We start from the raw sequence: 15,720 nt of genomic DNA, 5'->3' as shown, positions 1-15,720 counted from the left end.
GGATTGGACGAAAACAGTTGCGTATGCAATTATTGCAGATACAATCAAATCCATGCAAGCCGATACGACCACCCTGGCACCTGTGCTGCCGCAGGGCTGTACCAACTTCAAGCTGCGCCAGCTGATGCGCCGCGTGGCCACCCACTACGACGCCGAGATGGCGAAATGCGGGCTCAAGACCACGCAGTATTCGCTGCTGTCACATGTGCTCAAGCTGGGCCCGATCCGCCCCGGGGATCTGGCCGCCGCCATGAAGATGGATGCCTCCACGCTCACACGCAACCTGCGCCCTCTGGTCGATGCAGGCTGGGTGGCGCTGGAGGCGGGCGCTGATGCCCGCAGCCGCCTGGCGCACATCACGGATGCAGGCCGCGACAAACGTGCCGAGGCACAGCGCCACTGGAAGGCCGCGCAGCTCGCGTTGAACGAAGCGCTGGGCGTGCAGCGTGTGATGGCGCTCCATACGCTGGTGGACGAAACGCTGGATGTGCTGGCGGCATGGCCCCAGCAGGAGCCGGGCGATGCGGGTTGAGTTCCCCTTGCGCGGCAACGTTGCCACGGTCACCCATGACTGAAGGCCTCAATCCCCGCACCCACATGCTGCTGGAGGCGCCCATCGCCCCCACGCTGCTGCGCCTGGCCGCACCCAATGTGCTGGTGATGCTGGCGCAGGCGGGCGTCGGGCTCATCGAGACCTACTTTGTCGGCAAGCTGGGCACCGATGCGCTGGCGGGCATGGCGCTGGTGTTCCCGGTCGTCATGCTGATGCAGATGACTTCCGCCGGCGCCATGGGCGGCGGCATTGCGTCCGCCATTGCGCGTGCCTTGGGCGCTCGGCGACGGGACGATGCCGACGCCCTGGTGCTGCACTCCTTGGTCATCGCGGCGGTGTTCTCGCTGATCTTTACAGTCGGCGTGGTGGGAGGAGGGCGCTGGCTTTACACCCGCATGGGCGGCACCGGCGGCGCGCTGGATGCGGCGCTGGTCTATTCCAACTGGGTGTTTGCGGGCGCGTTTCTGGTGTGGCTGTTCAACACGCTGTCGGCCGTGATCCGGGGCACAGGGAACATGGCCGTGCCTGCCTATGTGACGGTGCTGGGGGCCGTCGTGCTGGTGCCGTTGTCACCGTTGTTGATCTTTGGCTGGGGCCCCGTGCCCGGCCTGGGCATTGCCGGCGGGGCTATTGCGCTGATGGCGTACTACCTGATCGGCAGCATGGTGCTGGCGGCGTACCTGTGGTCGCCGCGCAGCCTGCTGCAGCCATCGTTCACGCACATCCGGTTTCGCTGGGTGCTGTTCAAGGACATCCTGCGGGTAGGCCTGGTGGGCACGGTTTCTACCGTCGCCACCAACCTGGCGATTGGCGTCACGACCGCGCTGGTGGGTGGTTTTGGCACAGCGGCCATTGCTGGCTACGGCACGGCGTCGCGGCTTGAATACTTGCTGGTGCCGCTGGTGTTTGGCCTGGGCGCACCGCTGGTGGCCATGGTAGGAACCTGCATGGGCGCAGGCCAGCGCGAACGGGCCTTGCGCGCCACCTGGATCGGCGCGGGCATGGCGTTTGTCATGACGCAGGCGATTGGCCTCTGGGCGGCGGCGTTTCCCCACTCCTGGCTGCGGCTCTTCAACAGCGACCCCGCCATGCTGGAGTCGGGTGCGCTCTATCTGCGCACCGTGGGGCCGGTGTACGGCTTTTTTGGCCTGGGGCTGGCGCTGTACTTTTCATCGCAGGGGGCAGGGCGCCTGCTCTGGCCGGTGGTGGGCAACATCGTGCGGCTGGCGGTGGCGGTTACCGGTGGTTGGCTGGCGCTGCGCTGGGGCGGTGGTTTGGCCGCCGTGTTTGCGGCGCAGGCTGGGGCACTGGTGCTGTACGGCGCGGTGAACGCCTGGGCGATTGCGGGTGGCGCCTGGTTTGGCCGGGTCGGCTGGCCGCGCAGCACGGCGGGGTTGCTGCGGCGCATGCCGCAGGCTTAAAAATAGGAGCCAAATCGGCCGCTAGCACTTATCCATCATGCGCTAGCAGCTATCAATTTAATAGTATTTGTGATTGTCAGACCGGCACGGTGTAGTTCAGCGTCATGCGCCCACCGTCCACGGTCACAATCTCGCCGGTCACATAGCTGGCCGCATCGCTGGCCAGCCAGGCCACCACATCGGCAATCTCGGACGGCTCGCCCAGCCGCTTCATGGGCGTGCGGCTCATGATCTTGTTCTTGGCCTCGTCGCTGGTCAACACGGCCTTGGCAGCCAGCTCGGTGGCGATGGTGCCCGGCGCCACGGCGTTCACGCGGATGTTCTTGTCGGCCAGCGCCAGCGCCATCACGCGCGTGAGCTGGTTCACGCCGCCTTTGCTCACGTTGTAGCTGGAGATGTTGGGAATGGCCAGCACGCCGTTGACCGAGCTCATGTTGACGATGGCGCCGCCACCCGAGTCCACCATGGCCTGCGCCACGGCCTGACCCACCAGAAATGAGCCCTTGAGATTGACGCGCAACACGGCGTCAAAGTCGGCCTCGGTCACCTCCAGAAAGTCTGCCGCCCGGAAGATGCCCGCGTTGTTCACCAGCACGTCAATGCGTCCATGGGCCGCCAAGGTCTCGGCCACCAGAGCATCCACCTGCGCCTTGTCACCCACATCGCAACGCACATACAGCGCCCCGAGTTCCTGCGCCAGCGCCTGCCCACGCGCATCGTCCACATCGACGATCACTGGCTTCGCACCATCAGCCGCAAAGCGGCGGACGCAGGCCTCGCCAATGCCTTGGGCACCTCCAGTGACGATGCAGACGCGGTCACGATGACCAAAGTGGATGTGGGATGTGGAAGGGGCTTGAGTGAGAAGTGTCATGGGCGGTGATGTTAGCGGTACGGGCACAGGCAAACGCCGAGAGCGCAGATTGCGTATTGAGGAGTGATTGGCGAAACCACATATTGATTAATACGATGTATATTATGTTAAATATTTAATTTGCTTCGTAAAAGATCTTCTACGGATCAGGGCGTCCGTTCGACGCCCCCATCCGTCCATACCTAGTGTCCTGAGTTAGAAATTCGTAGACAAAATCTCTCGATGCTCGCCAGGATGTCATCGGCAGACTTGACCCAGACGAACGGTGTGGGATTTGAGTTGTTCAGTTCCAGGTATTGGCGAATCGCCTGCTCAAGCTGTCTTGTCGATCGGTGTGTGCCGCGACGGATGTACTTCTCGGTCAGGGTTGCAAACCAACGTTCCACCTGATTGAGCCAAGACGCGGAGGTTGGCGTGAAGTGCACGTGGAACCTGGGGTGTCTTGCAAACCATGCCTTGACCGCAGGGGTCTTGTGCGTGCCGTAGTTGTCCATCACCAAATGCACATCCAGCTGGGCTGGCACATTCGCTTCAATGGTACGCAGGAACTGCAAAAACTCCGTGCTGCGATGGCGCCGGTGTAACTCTCCAATCACTTGGCCCGTGGCAATGTCCAGTGCCGCAAACAGCGTCGTCGTTCCATGGCGCATGTAATCGTGGGTTCTGCGCTCAGGAATACCCGGTGCCAGCGGCAAGATTGGCTGTGTGCGGTCCAGTGCCTGTATTTGACTCTTCTCATCCACGCACAACACCATCGCCTTGAGTGGCGGGTCCATGTACAGGCCGACAATGTCACGGACTTTGTCGACAAAAAACGGGTCACTGGAGAGTTTGAACGTCTCCTGGCGGTGCGGCTGCAAACCAAAAGCCCGCCAGATTCGGCTCACAGCCGTCTGTGACATGCCCATTGCCCGCGCCATAGAGCGGGTACTCCAGTGAGTTGCGCCAGTCGGCACAGACTCCAGCGTCTTGGCGATCACTGCATCGACGCGCTCATCTTCAATCGTGCGTGGAGCACCAGGGCGCGGGGCATCCAGTAAACCATCCATGCGCAGTTCAACAAAACGGCCCCGCCACTTGGAAACTGTTTGCTGCGTGACCCGCAGGCGCGCTGCCACCACTTTGTTGTCCAAGCCCTCTGCGCAAGCGAGCACGATCCGCGCTCGCAGGGCCAAGGCCTGCGCTGTCTTGCGACGCTTGGTCAGCGCAATCAGTTGCTCTCGCTCCGTCGCGCCCAACACCAATGGAGTCTTTGGTCTTCCGCTCATGGCCACCTCGTCGTACAACACACTACACGACTGATCACCGTCAGGGAAAATAATTCAATGAATTTTTAACTCAGGACACTAGATAGCCGATGCCGGATCCCCATACCGCCGCTCCATGCTGCCAGCCTGCCTTGCGTATTCAAACGCAGCATGGGTGCTCAAAAAGATACGCCCCTTCAGCCGCTGGCCAAGTTCCGTGCCTTGCAAACGGTCGAGCACAGGGCCTTTGACCTCGGACAGCAGTAGTGCCGCCCCTCGCTGGGCCAGGCTTCGCTCCAGATCGGTCAAGACGCCCAACGCGGTTGTGTCGATCTGGTTAATGGCTGAGCACACCAGAAGCACATGGCGGGTATCGGGTTGGGCGCCCACCAATTCCTCCACACGGTCCAGCAAAGCGTCGGAGTTGGCGAAATACAGGCTTTCATCCACCCGCACGGCAATCAGGCCGGGCTCTGTGTTCACCGTGTGTCGGGTCACGTTGCGAAAGTGCTCCGTGCCTGGCACGCGCCCCACCACCGCGATGTGCGGATGGCTGCTGCGCCACACCAAGGTGCCCAGCGACAACGCCACCCCCATCAGGATGCCGGCTTCCACGCCAAAAGCGATCACGCCCCCTGCTGTGGCCAGCAGGGCCATGGCGTCGGCCTTGTCGTAGTGCCAGGCTTCGCGCAGCGTCTCCATATCGATCAGGGAAACCACCGCCACGATGATGGTGGCTGCCAGCACGGCATGGGGCAGATAGTGAAAAAGCCCGGTCAGCGCTGCGATCACCACACCCATCAGCACGGCCGAAATGACGCCTGCCAGGGGCGTATTGGCACCCGCCGCAAAATTGACGACAGACCGCGCAAAGCCGCCCGTGACGGGGAAACCACCCGACAGCGCACTGGCGACGTTGGCAGCCCCCAGACCCAGCAGTTCACGGTTGGGCTGAATGCGCTGCTGCCGCTTGAGCGCCAGAGACTGCGCTACCGACACGCTTTCCACAAAGCCCACCAGCGAGATCAGCAGCGCAGGCAGCCACAGCGAGCCCACGGACGCCATCGACACCGCCGGCAGCCCGAGCTGCGGCAGGCCCTGGGGCACCGTGCCCACAATGCTGACCCCCGCCGTCTGGTCCCACCGCATGGCGGCCACCAAGGCGGTGGAGACCATTACCGCCAGCATCGGCGCCAGTTTGGATGCGATGTCTGCCAAGCGTTGGCTGGCGCCCAGACGGACCAGCCATGGGGACAAGGACCTGCGCGCAAGCACCAGAAACAACACGCTGCCGGCGCCGATGCCCAGAGTGACCAGGTTGATTCCGGGCGCTGCGTGGGCCAGTTGCACCACGGTGTCAAAGGCATCGGTACCACCGGCCTTCACGCCCAGCAGGTGCTTGACCTGCCCCACAGCGATGAGCACTGCCGAGCCAGAGATAAACCCGCTGATCACAGGATGGCTCAGAAAGTGCGCCAGAAAACCCAACCGCAATACGCCAAACAGCAGCAACATGCCCCCTGAGAGCAGTGACAGCAGCATGGCCAGCGCAATGTAGTCGGGCGAGCCAGCGGCAGCCAGCGGCTGCAGGGCGCTCGCCGTCATGAGCGAGGCCACCGCCACGGGCCCCACAGCCAGCGTCATGCTGGAGCCCAGCGCGGCATAGGCAATGATGGGCAGGATGCTGGCGTACAAGCCCACCTCGGGGGGCAAGCCCGCCAAAAGCGCGTAGGCCAGGCTCTGCGGGATCAGCATCACCGTAACAATCACCCCGGCGACCATGTCTCCGGAGAGCCAGGACTTCTGGTAGTTGCGGATCCAGCCGGGGATGAGGTGCATGGTGGTTCCCGGGTGATCAGGACGCGTCGGCGTCCAGGTTCTGCGCCAGCCCGAACAACTGGGCAGACCGGGCACCTGAACGGCAAAACGCCAACGTGGGCTTGGGGGCGGAGATCAGGACCTTGTGCATGGCCTGCACCTGTTCCGGCGTGATGGAGCCACTCACCACGGGCAGGTACACATAGTGCAGCCCGGCCACTGTGGCAGCGCGCTCCATTTCAGGGCTGGTGGGTTGTGCGCCCCCGCCCTCCCCGTCCGGCCGGTTGTTGATGATGGTCTTGAAGCCCTGCTTGGCCAAAGAGGCAAAGTCCGTCGTGGCGAGCTGGGGAGACACTGCGAAGTCGGGGGTCAGGGCAATGATCTGCAGCGGCATGTCAGCGGGCTCCGGTCCGGGTGGATGGGGTGCGGCGTGACACGCGTTCGGCCAGTTCAAACAGCCACATGCCTGCCAGCATGGCGATCACGAACACGATGGCTTTGGGCTGGCCTGCGCCCGCCGAAACGATGGCCGGACCCGGGCAGAAGCCCGCAATGCCCCAGCCTGCGCCGAAGATGAGGCTTCCGATCACCAGACGGCGATCAATGTCGCGCGACGTGGGCAAATGCATGGCGCCCCCCAGGAAACTGGTGGTGCGCTTCTTGGCCACGGCAAACGCAAAGACGCCCACCGCAATCGCGCCGCCCATCACAAAGGCCAGGGATGGGTCCCACAAGCCCGCCAGGTCCAGAAAGCCCAGCACCTTGCCGGGGTCGGTCATGCCCGAGACGATCAGGCCCAGTCCGAAGATCAGGCCCACCACAAACTCTGAAATACGATTTTTCATAAAGATCAATGCTCCGATGGGATGGGAGGTCAGGCCAGCACGTGCCGGATGAGGAAGACGGTGACGAACCCGGCACCCATGAAGGCCAGGGTGGCGACCAGGGACCGGGGAGACATGCGCGAGAGCCCGCACACGCCGTGGCCGCTCGTGCAGCCCGATCCGTAACGGGTGCCGACACCCACCAGCAGGCCGGCGATCACCACCATGGCCCAGGTCGCGTCAATGCGCGGCTGCGTGGGGCCGATCACCAGCCAGTAGAGGCCAGGAGCCACCAGCATGCCCAGTACACAAGCCACGCGCCAGCCAATGTCACCATCGCGGGGGCGCAGCAGCCCTCCCACAATGCCGCTGATGCCCAGAATGCGACCATTGAGGAGCACAAAAAGCGCCGAGGCAAGCCCCAGCAAAACGCCGCCCGCAAGGGCAGCCCAGGGGGTGAAATGGGTCCAATCGATCAGCATGGTGCGCTCTCCTGGGCGGGGCCACAAAATTGTTCAAACAGCACGTTCATCACCGCCAGGGCCTGGGGACTGGCGATCTCGTAATAGATGTTTTTGCCCTCGCGTCGGGTGTTGACGAGTGCCTCATCGCGCAATACGCCCAGTTGCTGCGACAAGGTGGGCTGGGAAATGCCCACCAGTTCTTCCAGTTCACCCACCCGCTTTTCACCCTGGGTCAGCTGACACAGCAGCAGCAGGCGGTCGGGGTTGGACAAAACCTTCATCAAGCGGCAAGCGCTGTCGGCGGACCTGCGCAACGCTTCCAGGTCCATTTGTGCTTCTGCGTGCATGGTGGCGCGCTCCTTTTCAAATTCGATGTTGATATTCTATTGACTAACAATCTATACGTCAATAAACTATAAACATCGAAATTAAATACGGAGCCCTTCGATGAAACCCCAGATAGAAGCCTTCTTTGATGACTCCACCTGGACGGTAAGTTATGTGGTGTTCGATCGGTCTGGCGGCCACTGCGCGGTGGTGGATTCCGTGCTGGACTACGACCCGAAGTCGGGCCGCACCCGCACACGGTCTGCCGACAAGATCGTGGAGTTCGTGCAAAGTCAGGGGCTGACAGTGCAATGGATTCTGGAAACCCATGCCCACGCAGACCATCTGTCGGCCGCACACTACCTTCGCGACAAGTTGGGTGGAAAAATCGCCATTGGTGCGTCCATCACCCAGGTGCAGGACGTGTTCAAGAAGGTGTTTCATCTGGAGCCCGGGTTCCACCCCGATGGCAGCCAGTTCGACCAGCTGCTGCACGACAACGAGGTCTTCCACATCGGCCAGCTGGAGGCCCAGGCGCTGGCAGTGCCCGGTCACACGCCCGCCTGCATGGCCTACCAGGTGGGCGACGCTGTGTTTGTGGGAGACACCCTCTTCATGCCCGACGTGGGCACCGCGCGCTGCGACTTTCCCGGCGGCAATGCCCATACGCTGTACCAGTCAGTGCGCAAATTGCTCTGCCTGCCGGATGAAACCCGCCTGTTCATGTGCCACGACTACCCTCCCGCAGGGCGCCCCGTGGCTTGGCAAACCACTGTTGCGGACCAGCGTGCCAGGAACATCCACATCCACGACGGAGTGAGCGAGGAGGCTTTCGTGGCACTGCGCACCCAGCGCGATGCAACGCTGGAGATGCCCGTGCTCATCCTGCCCTCGGTGCAGGTCAACATCAGGGCGGGAGAAATGCCGCCACCGGAAGCCAATGGCGTGACTTATCTCAAGATTCCCGTCAACGCGCTGTGACACGCTCAAATCCAATCCAAGGACCACGCCATGAAAACTGCCCATGACCTTGTCGCTGCAGCCAAAGCCCAGATCCAGGAAACCCCGGTGGACGAGGCCGAGCAAGCCATTCGTGCAGCCGACGTGTTGATCGATGTCCGGGAAGCCGATGAATACCAGGCGGGACACATCCCCGGCGCAATCCATGCCTCACGCGGTGTGCTGGAGTTCAAACTCAGCAGCACGCCCGCACTCACCCCGCGCGACCTGAAGGTGGTGGTGTATTGCAAAACCAGCGGGCGAGCTGCGCTGGCGGCGCGCGCCATGCACGATATGGGCTACCTCCAGGTGCAGTCCATCGCCGGCGGCTTTGACGCTTGGCTCGCGGCCGGCAAGCCCGTCGTGGTGCCGGAATCTCCGGCTTTCGATTGACCTGTGCAGTGCGTGCATGCCGCACCTACTGCCCAGGTCAAACAGGGGCCCCACATGGGGCCGGTAAATTAACCCAAGGAGTCATCATGAAAGTCAATGTTGGAACGTTGGATCGCGCGCTGCGCGTCGTGGCAGGGCTGGTCCTGATAGCACTGGCAGCCACGGGCACTGTCGGCTGGTGGGGATGGCTGGGCGTGGTGCCCCTGGCCACCGGCCTGTTTCGATTTTGCCCGGCCTATACCTTGTTGGGCGTCAACACCTGCCCCATGAAGAAATGAATCACCCGAAGGCATTGCGCCAATGCGTGCATGCCCCTGCAACGTTCGAGGAAGGACCCCTTCGATGAGTACGTTTGATCACGCAGGCCTGATCCAAGGCATCAATGAAAGCTTGGCACCTTTCCGCAAGGCGCAGCCGGATGCCATGCGGGGTTTTGCCCAGCTCGCACAAGCGTCCATGGCAGAGGGTACACTGAGCGCCAAGCACAAGGAGCTGATTGCACTGGCCATCGGCGTCACACAGCGGTGCTCCGGCTGCATCGGCTTTCATGTCAAGGCACTGCAAAAACTGGGCGCCACCCGCAGTGAGCTGGAGGAAATGCTGGCCGTCTGTGTTTACATGGGCGGGGGCCCTGCACTCATGTACGCAGCGGAGACGCTGAAGGCGTGGGACACCATGGCCGCGGCCAGCGGCGGCAACTGACCGACCCTGGCCAACGCCCCATCTGAGCGGCCCCGCCCCTCACTGACATCAGCAACCGTAAAGCTCTGCGCCCCACCGCAAATCGGTTTACATTTTGAGCACCAGTCCATGAGACTGTTGCAAAAAAAGGGGGCGCCATGTCTGCTCGTCTTTCGGGGATACGCGCGGTTGCCGGCGGGGCGTGCCGATCCGCAGCGTTTTTGGCGGCGTTCATCGGCTTGGGCGCACACGCGCTGGACAAGCCGGGCGGGCCCGTCGTACTCACTGTTGAAGGGGCTATCAGCCAGACCAATGTCGGCGCCCAGGCGCAGTTCGACATGCAGATGCTGGAAAAATTGCCCCAGCACAGTTTCACCACCCAGACACCCTGGTACCCGAACGCAGTCACGTTCACCGGGCCCTTGCTGCGCGACGTACTGGCCGCCGTGGGCGCACAGGGCACCAGGATCACGGCCGTGGCCCTGAACGACTACAGGACAGAGATACCGGCGGAAGACGCAACGCGACACGATGTCATCGTCGCCCGGCTCATGAACAACCGGCCCATGCGCATCCGCGAAAAAGGCCCGCTTTTCATCGTCTACCCCTTTGACACCAAGGCAGAGCTGCGCAGCGAGCTTTACTACAACCGGGCAGCCTGGCAGCTCAACGCGCTACGCATCCGGTAACGCCTGGCTCCTCCCCACCTATCCCCATCATGCTGCGCAGCAAACACATCCTGCCGCTGATTGTTACGGGACTGGTGTTCGCGTATCTTGCGATTGCGGCTGTGCAATACAGCCAGTACCGCAACGTAGAGGCGGTGATGCGACGCGGCGATGTAAATGCGCTCTGGTCCTTCCTGCAACTCAACGTCGAATACGAAAAGCTGGACCATGCGCTGCACCATTTCGAGCTGGACCCGGCCAGCATCACCCTGGACAGGCTGGAGCTGCGGTATGACCTGTTTTTGAGCCGCTTCAGTGCATTGGAGAGCGGCACGTCCCGCACGCTGATGCAGGAGGAGCCGATCTACGACAAGGCCCTGTCGGCACTGCAGCGGTTCGTGGCCGCGGGCGACAGCTACTTCGGCGCCAGCGTGGATGCAGCCTCCAGCCTTGAGAACATGCGGCTCTTGCGCACCGAACTGGACGCCCTTCGCGAGACTGTGCAGGAGCTTTCTCTCGACGCCTCACGCGTGTCGGCCATGCTGGGCGATTCACGCAACGCCGAGGTTAAGCGCCAGACACTGTTGACCACCGGGCTCACCGTGTTCCAGGCGCTGCTCACCTTTCTTCTGGCGTTTGCGATGGCACGGCAGTTTCTGCAGCGCGAGAAGGCCGCGTCCCAGGCGCTGGCCGCGCAAAACGAGCTGGTGGAAGCCCTCAAACGCAACGAAGAGGCCCTGGAAGCCAGGGTGGCCGAGCGCACCCTGGAGCTGCAGAAGGTGAACACCGCCCTGCGCGAGCACGAAGACGAACTGGAGATTGCCCGCGCCCGCGCCGAAGATGCCTCGCAGATGAAATCGGACTTCCTGGCCAATATGAGCCACGAAATACGCACCCCCATGAACGCGGTGATCGGCATGAGCCACCTGGCCCTCGCCACTGACCTCACCCCACGCCAGCGAGACTATGTAGAAAAAATCCAGCGCTCGGGCCAGCACCTGCTCGGCCTGATCAACGACATCCTGGACTTCAGCAAGATCGAAGCAGGCAAACTGGAAGTGGAAGTGGTGGACTTTGACCTGCGCGGCGTGCTGGACAACGTGGCCAATCTGGTCAGCGAAAAGTGCGCCCACAAAGGCCTGGAGCTGCTCTTCGACGTAGACCCTGCCCTTCCCGACCACTTGCGCGGCGATCCGCTGCGGCTGGGGCAGATCCTGGTGAACTACGCCAACAATGCGGTCAAGTTCACCGAGCGCGGCGAGATCATCGTGCGGGTGACCGAAACCGTGCGCGACGACACCGGCGTCCTCCTGCGGTTCGAGGTCCAGGATACGGGAATAGGCCTCACGTCAGAGCAGCAATCGCGGCTATTTAGGTCGTTCGAACAGGCCGACACGTCCACCACCCGCAAATACGGCGGCACCGGCCTGGGCCTGGCAATCTCCAGGAAGCTCGCCGGGCTCATGGGGGGCGAGGTGGGAGTGCAAAGCCAGGCCGGTGTGGGCAGCACCTTCTGGTTCACCGCCCGTCTGGGCCTGGGTACCGCGCACCATGCACCGCTGCTGCCCACCCCCGACCTGCGGGGGCGGCATGTGCTGGTGGTGGATGACAGCGAGCAGGCACGGCATATCCTGGGTGAAATGCTGACCCGCATGAGCTTTACGGTCACCACGGCATCGTCTGGCAAGGAGGCGGTTGCCCTGGCGCGGGCCGCCGAACAGGCCGGGCGCCCCTGCGAGCTCGCGTTTCTCGACTGGATGATGCCGGGAATGGACGGGTTTGACACCCACCGCGCGCTGGCCAGCCTGCAGCGCCCGCCCCACACCATCATCGTCACGGCGGCCGGGCGCGACGATGTGCAAGACGAGCTGCAGCGTGCCGGGCTCACGCTGATGCTGTCCAAGCCTGTCAGCCCCTCTGCCATGTTTGACGCCGCCATGCAGGCACTAGGGGGGCAGGCCCGGTCGGCCGACGGACGCGCGGCGCACGCGCCACGCCACGCTACACATCTGTCGGCCATCGCGGGGGCCCGCGTGCTGCAGGTGGACGACAACGACCTGAACCAGCAGGTGGGCGCCGAACTGCTGAGCGGCGCGGGCCTGGCGGTGGACGTGGCCCACAACGGGCAGGTGGCGCTCGACATGCTGGCCCAAACCTCCTATGACCTGGTGCTGATGGACATGCAGATGCCCGTGATGGATGGCCTGACTGCTACACGGCACCTGCGCCAGAACCCTGCCTGGGCGGACCTGCCCGTGCTGGCGATGACCGCCAACGCCATGAGCCACGACCGCGACCTGTGCATTGCAGCGGGCATGAACGGCCACCTGGCCAAACCCATCGACCCGGATGCACTTTTTGCCACCCTGCTGCAGTGGATCCGGCCGCGCGCCACAGGCAACGCTGGTGGGGACCTCGACCAGGCTGGTCGAGCGCATGCCATTGGTGATGTTCCAAATGAATCCTCTGGCCCGCGCCACCCCAATTCCGAAACTGCTCCCGATCCTGCACCCGATGATGCCCTGCGGCAGATTGACGGACTCGACGTATCAGCCGGACTGCGGCGTGTGCTGGGCAAACGCATTGCCTACGAGAGCCTTTTGCGCAAGTTCATCCACGGGCAGGCGAATGCCGTGCAGACCACCCGCGCTGCACTGGCCGCCGGCCAGCAGCCGGACGCACTGCGTGCCATGCACACCCTCAAAGGCACCGCAGGCACCATTGGCGCAACGGCCCTGGCTGCCCAGGCGCAAAAGGCCGAAGAGGCCATAGTGCAAAACTTGCCCATCGATGAAGTGGACTCGGTGCTCCGCCCTGTCGAAGCAGCATGCAATGCATTGGTGGCTGCTTTGCAGGCTGCCCTGCCCGCGGAGGAGGCAACGCCCCCTGGCGGTGCGAGCGACGGCATGCCGGTGGACGCTGCAGCGGCGCAACAGCTGGTGGACCGGCTCGCCGCCTTGCTGGCGGAGGACGTCTCCGATGCCATCGAGCTCTTCAAAGAATCTGCAAGCCCTCTGCACGCGCACCTGGGGCCTGCATACGGCCAGATCAAACGCGCGCTCGACAGCTACGATTTCCTGGAAGCCCTGGCTGCACTGCGCCAGACGGCCCCGACAGACATTCGCAACAATAAGGAGCCCCACCATGAATAGCCCTTTCGCGCCCAGCGGGCGATGCACGGTGCTGGTCGTTGACGATACGCCCGACAACCTGTCGTTGATGAGCGACCTGCTGCGCACGGACTACAAGGTCAAACTGGCCCCCGGCGGAGAGCGCGCGTTGCAGATCGTGGCAGGCGAGAGCAAGCCCGACCTCATCCTGCTGGACATCATGATGCCGGACATGGACGGCTATGAAGTGCTGCGGCGCCTGCAGTTCAACCCCGAGACGGAAGACATCCCCGTGATCTTCCTCACCGCCATGAGTGCTGCCGAGGACGAAAGCATCGGCCTGGAGCTGGGCGCGGTGGACTACATCACCAAGCCCATCAACCCCGCGATCGTGATGGCGCGGGTGCGCAACCACCTGCAGCTCAAGCGCGCACGGGATTTTCTGGCACAGCACAACCAGTTTCTGGAGCAGGAGGTGGCCAACCGCACACGCGCCATGGCCGAGCTGCAGGATGCCACCATCCGCGCGATGGCATCTCTCGCGGAAACGCGTGACAACGAAACGGGCAACCACATCCGGCGCACGCAGCACTACATGGAAGCCCTGGCCCGCCACCTGCAAAACCACCCGCGATTCCAACCCGAACTCACCGACACGGCCATCGAAACCATCTTCAAGTCGGCCCCGCTGCATGACATTGGCAAGGTGGGCATCCCCGACCGCATCCTGCTCAAGCCCGGCAAGCTGACGCCGGAAGAGTTCGAGATCATGAAGACGCACACCACCCTGGGGCGCGACGCCATCATTGCGGCCGAAACCGGCACCACGCAGGACAACCCGTTCTTCCGCTACGCCAAGGAGATTGCCTACAGTCACCAGGAGAAATGGGATGGCTCGGGCTACCCAGAGGGCCTGGCCGGCAACACCATCCCGCTGTCAGCGCGTCTGATGGCGGTGGCCGATGTGTATGACGCGCTCATCTCGGAGCGCGTCTACAAACCCGCGTACTCGCACGAAAAAGCCGTTGAAATCATCACCGATGGCAGGGGCAGCCATTTCGACCCGGACATCGTCGATGCCTTCCTGACCCTGTCGGAAGAATTCAGGCGCATCGCGCAGCGGTTTGCCGATGCGGAACCCACCCGGCTGGCGCAGCTGGACCGCCTGGCCGCCGGTCTTCCTGCAGAGCCCCAGTGACTCGGGCGCCGCACAGGCAGTGCCGCTGCCTTTTTACGGGGTGGCGTCAGGCGCAGTGCGTGGGGCCAGCCTCTGTGCTCGCGGTGCGGTGGCCATTCAGCCCCAGCTTGGCAAGCAGTTGCACGTCGGCGTCCACGTCAGGGTTGCCGGTCACCAGCAGCTTGTCGCCGTAAAAAATCGAGTTGGCCCCGGCCAGGAAGCACAAGGCCTGTACGGCCTCGCCCAATTGCTGGCGGCCTGCCGACAGGCGCACGCGCGCCTTGGGCATGGTGATACGGGCCACCGCAATCACGCGCACAAAGTCGAACGGGTCGATGGGTTCGCTGTCCGCCAGCGGTGTGCCCGGCACGCGCACCAGGCTGTTAATGGGCACCGATTCCGGATAGGGCTGAAGGTTGGCCAGCTGCGCAATCAGGCCTGCGCGGTGCACGGGCGCCTCGCCCATGCCCACAATGCCGCCGCAGCACACGCTGATACCGGCATCGCGCACGTTCTGCAGCGTGTCCAGCCGGTCCTGGTAGGCACGGGTGCTCACCACGTCGGTGTAGTACTCGGGGGCCGTGTCCAGGTTGTGGTTGTAGTAGTCCAGGCCCGCATCTTTGAGCGCCTGCGCCTGGTGCGACTCGAGCATGCCCAGCGTGGCGCAGGTCTGCAGGCCCAGGCCTTTCACCGCGCCAATCAAGGCGCTGACTTTTTCGATGTCGCGGTCCTTGGGCGCACGCCAGGCGGCGCCCATGCAAAACCGCGTTGCGCCCGCGTCCTTGGCGGCCTGGGCTGCGCGTACTACCTCGTCCACCTCCATCAGCTTTTCAGCCTTTACGCCCGTGTCGAACTCGGCCGCCTGCGGGCAGTAGCCGCAGTTTTCAGGGCAGCCGCCGGTCTTGACGGAAAGCAGCGTCGCCAGTTCGATGTCGCCTGCGGGCCAGTGCTGGCGGTGCACGGTTTGCGCTTCGAACAGCAGGTCCATCAGGGGCTTGTCGAGTAGCGCCTGGATGGCCTCTACCGACCAGGGGCCTTGGGCCGCGGGGGCTGGGTTGCGGCGGTGCAACTGAACCGGTTGCGTGGTCTGTACGGTGGCGGGAGCGGCTGGAGCCATGGTGGCGGACATCGGGTGGGTTCCTTCAACAGTCAAGGCATTGGCCC

The 15,720-nt window shown here is 63.4% G+C and carries 17 protein-coding genes; 9 read left to right on the top strand and 8 right to left on the bottom strand.

The window, feature by feature from the left end; translation table 11 throughout:
* Positions 1 to 52 precede the first annotated feature (52 nt).
* On the top strand, positions 53 to 532 hold the full coding sequence (locus AAFF19_RS13335) for a MarR family winged helix-turn-helix transcriptional regulator (RefSeq protein ID WP_182119534.1): 480 nt from the start codon (positions 53 to 55) through the stop codon (positions 530 to 532).
* Positions 533 to 567: 35 nt separating this feature from the next.
* Positions 568 to 1,974, top strand: coding sequence for an MATE family efflux transporter (locus AAFF19_RS13330; protein ID WP_342720330.1), 1,407 nt, complete (start codon positions 568 to 570; stop codon positions 1,972 to 1,974).
* A 76-nt stretch (positions 1,975 to 2,050) separates the two neighbouring features.
* Here AAFF19_RS13330 and AAFF19_RS13325 read toward each other — a convergent pair whose 3' ends face one another.
* The 7 genes from AAFF19_RS13325 to AAFF19_RS13295 form a co-directional block, all read right to left on the bottom strand.
* On the bottom strand, positions 2,051 to 2,848 hold the full coding sequence (locus AAFF19_RS13325) for an SDR family oxidoreductase (RefSeq protein WP_342720329.1): 798 nt from the start codon (positions 2,846 to 2,848) through the stop codon (positions 2,051 to 2,053).
* Positions 2,849 to 3,030: 182 nt separating this feature from the next.
* A complete protein-coding gene (locus tag AAFF19_RS13320) occupies positions 3,031 to 4,116 on the bottom strand; it encodes an IS630 family transposase (RefSeq protein WP_342720328.1) in 1,086 nt (361 codons plus the stop codon).
* A gap of 78 nt (positions 4,117 to 4,194) precedes the next feature.
* Positions 4,195 to 5,934 (bottom strand): sulfate permease, encoded by a 1,740-nt coding sequence (sulP, locus tag AAFF19_RS13315; protein WP_342720327.1) that lies wholly within the window; start codon positions 5,932 to 5,934, stop codon positions 4,195 to 4,197.
* 16 nt (positions 5,935 to 5,950) lie between these two features.
* Positions 5,951 to 6,307 carry a TIGR01244 family sulfur transferase gene (locus AAFF19_RS13310; protein ID WP_342720326.1) on the bottom strand — a complete coding sequence of 119 codons (357 nt, stop codon included), beginning with the start codon at positions 6,305 to 6,307 and terminating at the stop codon, positions 5,951 to 5,953.
* 1 nt (position 6,308) lies between these two features.
* Complete coding sequence (locus tag AAFF19_RS13305) at positions 6,309 to 6,758, bottom strand: YeeE/YedE family protein (protein WP_342720325.1); 450 nt, start codon at positions 6,756 to 6,758, stop codon at positions 6,309 to 6,311.
* 29 nt (positions 6,759 to 6,787) lie between these two features.
* Positions 6,788 to 7,219: a YeeE/YedE family protein gene (locus AAFF19_RS13300; RefSeq protein ID WP_182119539.1), complete on the bottom strand. Its 432-nt coding sequence runs from the start codon at positions 7,217 to 7,219 to the stop codon at positions 6,788 to 6,790.
* Positions 7,213 to 7,548 carry a metalloregulator ArsR/SmtB family transcription factor gene (locus AAFF19_RS13295; RefSeq protein WP_342720324.1) on the bottom strand — a complete coding sequence of 112 codons (336 nt, stop codon included), beginning with the start codon at positions 7,546 to 7,548 and terminating at the stop codon, positions 7,213 to 7,215. The genes AAFF19_RS13300 and AAFF19_RS13295 overlap by 7 nt, the downstream gene beginning before the upstream one ends.
* Before the next feature lie 100 nt (positions 7,549 to 7,648).
* On the opposite strand from AAFF19_RS13295, the gene AAFF19_RS13290 reads away from it, so the two are divergent.
* From AAFF19_RS13290 to AAFF19_RS13260, 7 genes are all read left to right on the top strand, one after another.
* The gene (locus tag AAFF19_RS13290; RefSeq protein ID WP_342720323.1) at positions 7,649 to 8,509 is read left to right on the top strand and encodes an MBL fold metallo-hydrolase; all 861 of its coding nucleotides are present in this window, start codon (positions 7,649 to 7,651) and stop codon (positions 8,507 to 8,509) included.
* 30 nt (positions 8,510 to 8,539) lie between these two features.
* A complete protein-coding gene (locus AAFF19_RS13285) occupies positions 8,540 to 8,920 on the top strand; it encodes a rhodanese-like domain-containing protein (RefSeq protein WP_008904869.1) in 381 nt (126 codons plus the stop codon).
* Positions 8,921 to 9,006: 86 nt separating this feature from the next.
* Positions 9,007 to 9,198 carry a DUF2892 domain-containing protein gene (locus AAFF19_RS13280; protein WP_008904868.1) on the top strand — a complete coding sequence of 64 codons (192 nt, stop codon included), beginning with the start codon at positions 9,007 to 9,009 and terminating at the stop codon, positions 9,196 to 9,198.
* Positions 9,199 to 9,262: 64 nt separating this feature from the next.
* Positions 9,263 to 9,622: a carboxymuconolactone decarboxylase family protein gene (locus AAFF19_RS13275; RefSeq protein WP_182119542.1), complete on the top strand. Its 360-nt coding sequence runs from the start codon at positions 9,263 to 9,265 to the stop codon at positions 9,620 to 9,622.
* A gap of 137 nt (positions 9,623 to 9,759) precedes the next feature.
* On the top strand, positions 9,760 to 10,290 hold the full coding sequence (locus AAFF19_RS13270; RefSeq protein WP_085942548.1) for a molybdopterin-dependent oxidoreductase: 531 nt from the start codon (positions 9,760 to 9,762) through the stop codon (positions 10,288 to 10,290).
* A 29-nt stretch (positions 10,291 to 10,319) separates the two neighbouring features.
* On the top strand, positions 10,320 to 13,421 hold the full coding sequence (locus tag AAFF19_RS13265) for a response regulator (protein ID WP_342720322.1): 3,102 nt from the start codon (positions 10,320 to 10,322) through the stop codon (positions 13,419 to 13,421).
* Positions 13,414 to 14,577, top strand: coding sequence for a two-component system response regulator (locus AAFF19_RS13260; protein ID WP_342720321.1), 1,164 nt, complete (start codon positions 13,414 to 13,416; stop codon positions 14,575 to 14,577). Before AAFF19_RS13265 ends, AAFF19_RS13260 begins: the two co-directional genes overlap by 8 nt.
* Before the next feature lie 46 nt (positions 14,578 to 14,623).
* Here AAFF19_RS13260 and bioB read toward each other — a convergent pair whose 3' ends face one another.
* A complete protein-coding gene (gene bioB, locus AAFF19_RS13255) occupies positions 14,624 to 15,685 on the bottom strand; it encodes a biotin synthase BioB (protein ID WP_008904863.1) in 1,062 nt (353 codons plus the stop codon).
* Positions 15,686 to 15,720 lie beyond the last annotated feature (35 nt).

This window comes from Acidovorax sp. FHTAMBA (assembly GCF_038958875.1).
In the GTDB taxonomy this organism is placed as follows: domain Bacteria; phylum Pseudomonadota; class Gammaproteobacteria; order Burkholderiales; family Burkholderiaceae_C; genus Acidovorax.
Note: the sequence above shows the minus strand (reverse complement) of the source record. Positions and strands in the feature narration are given on the sequence as shown.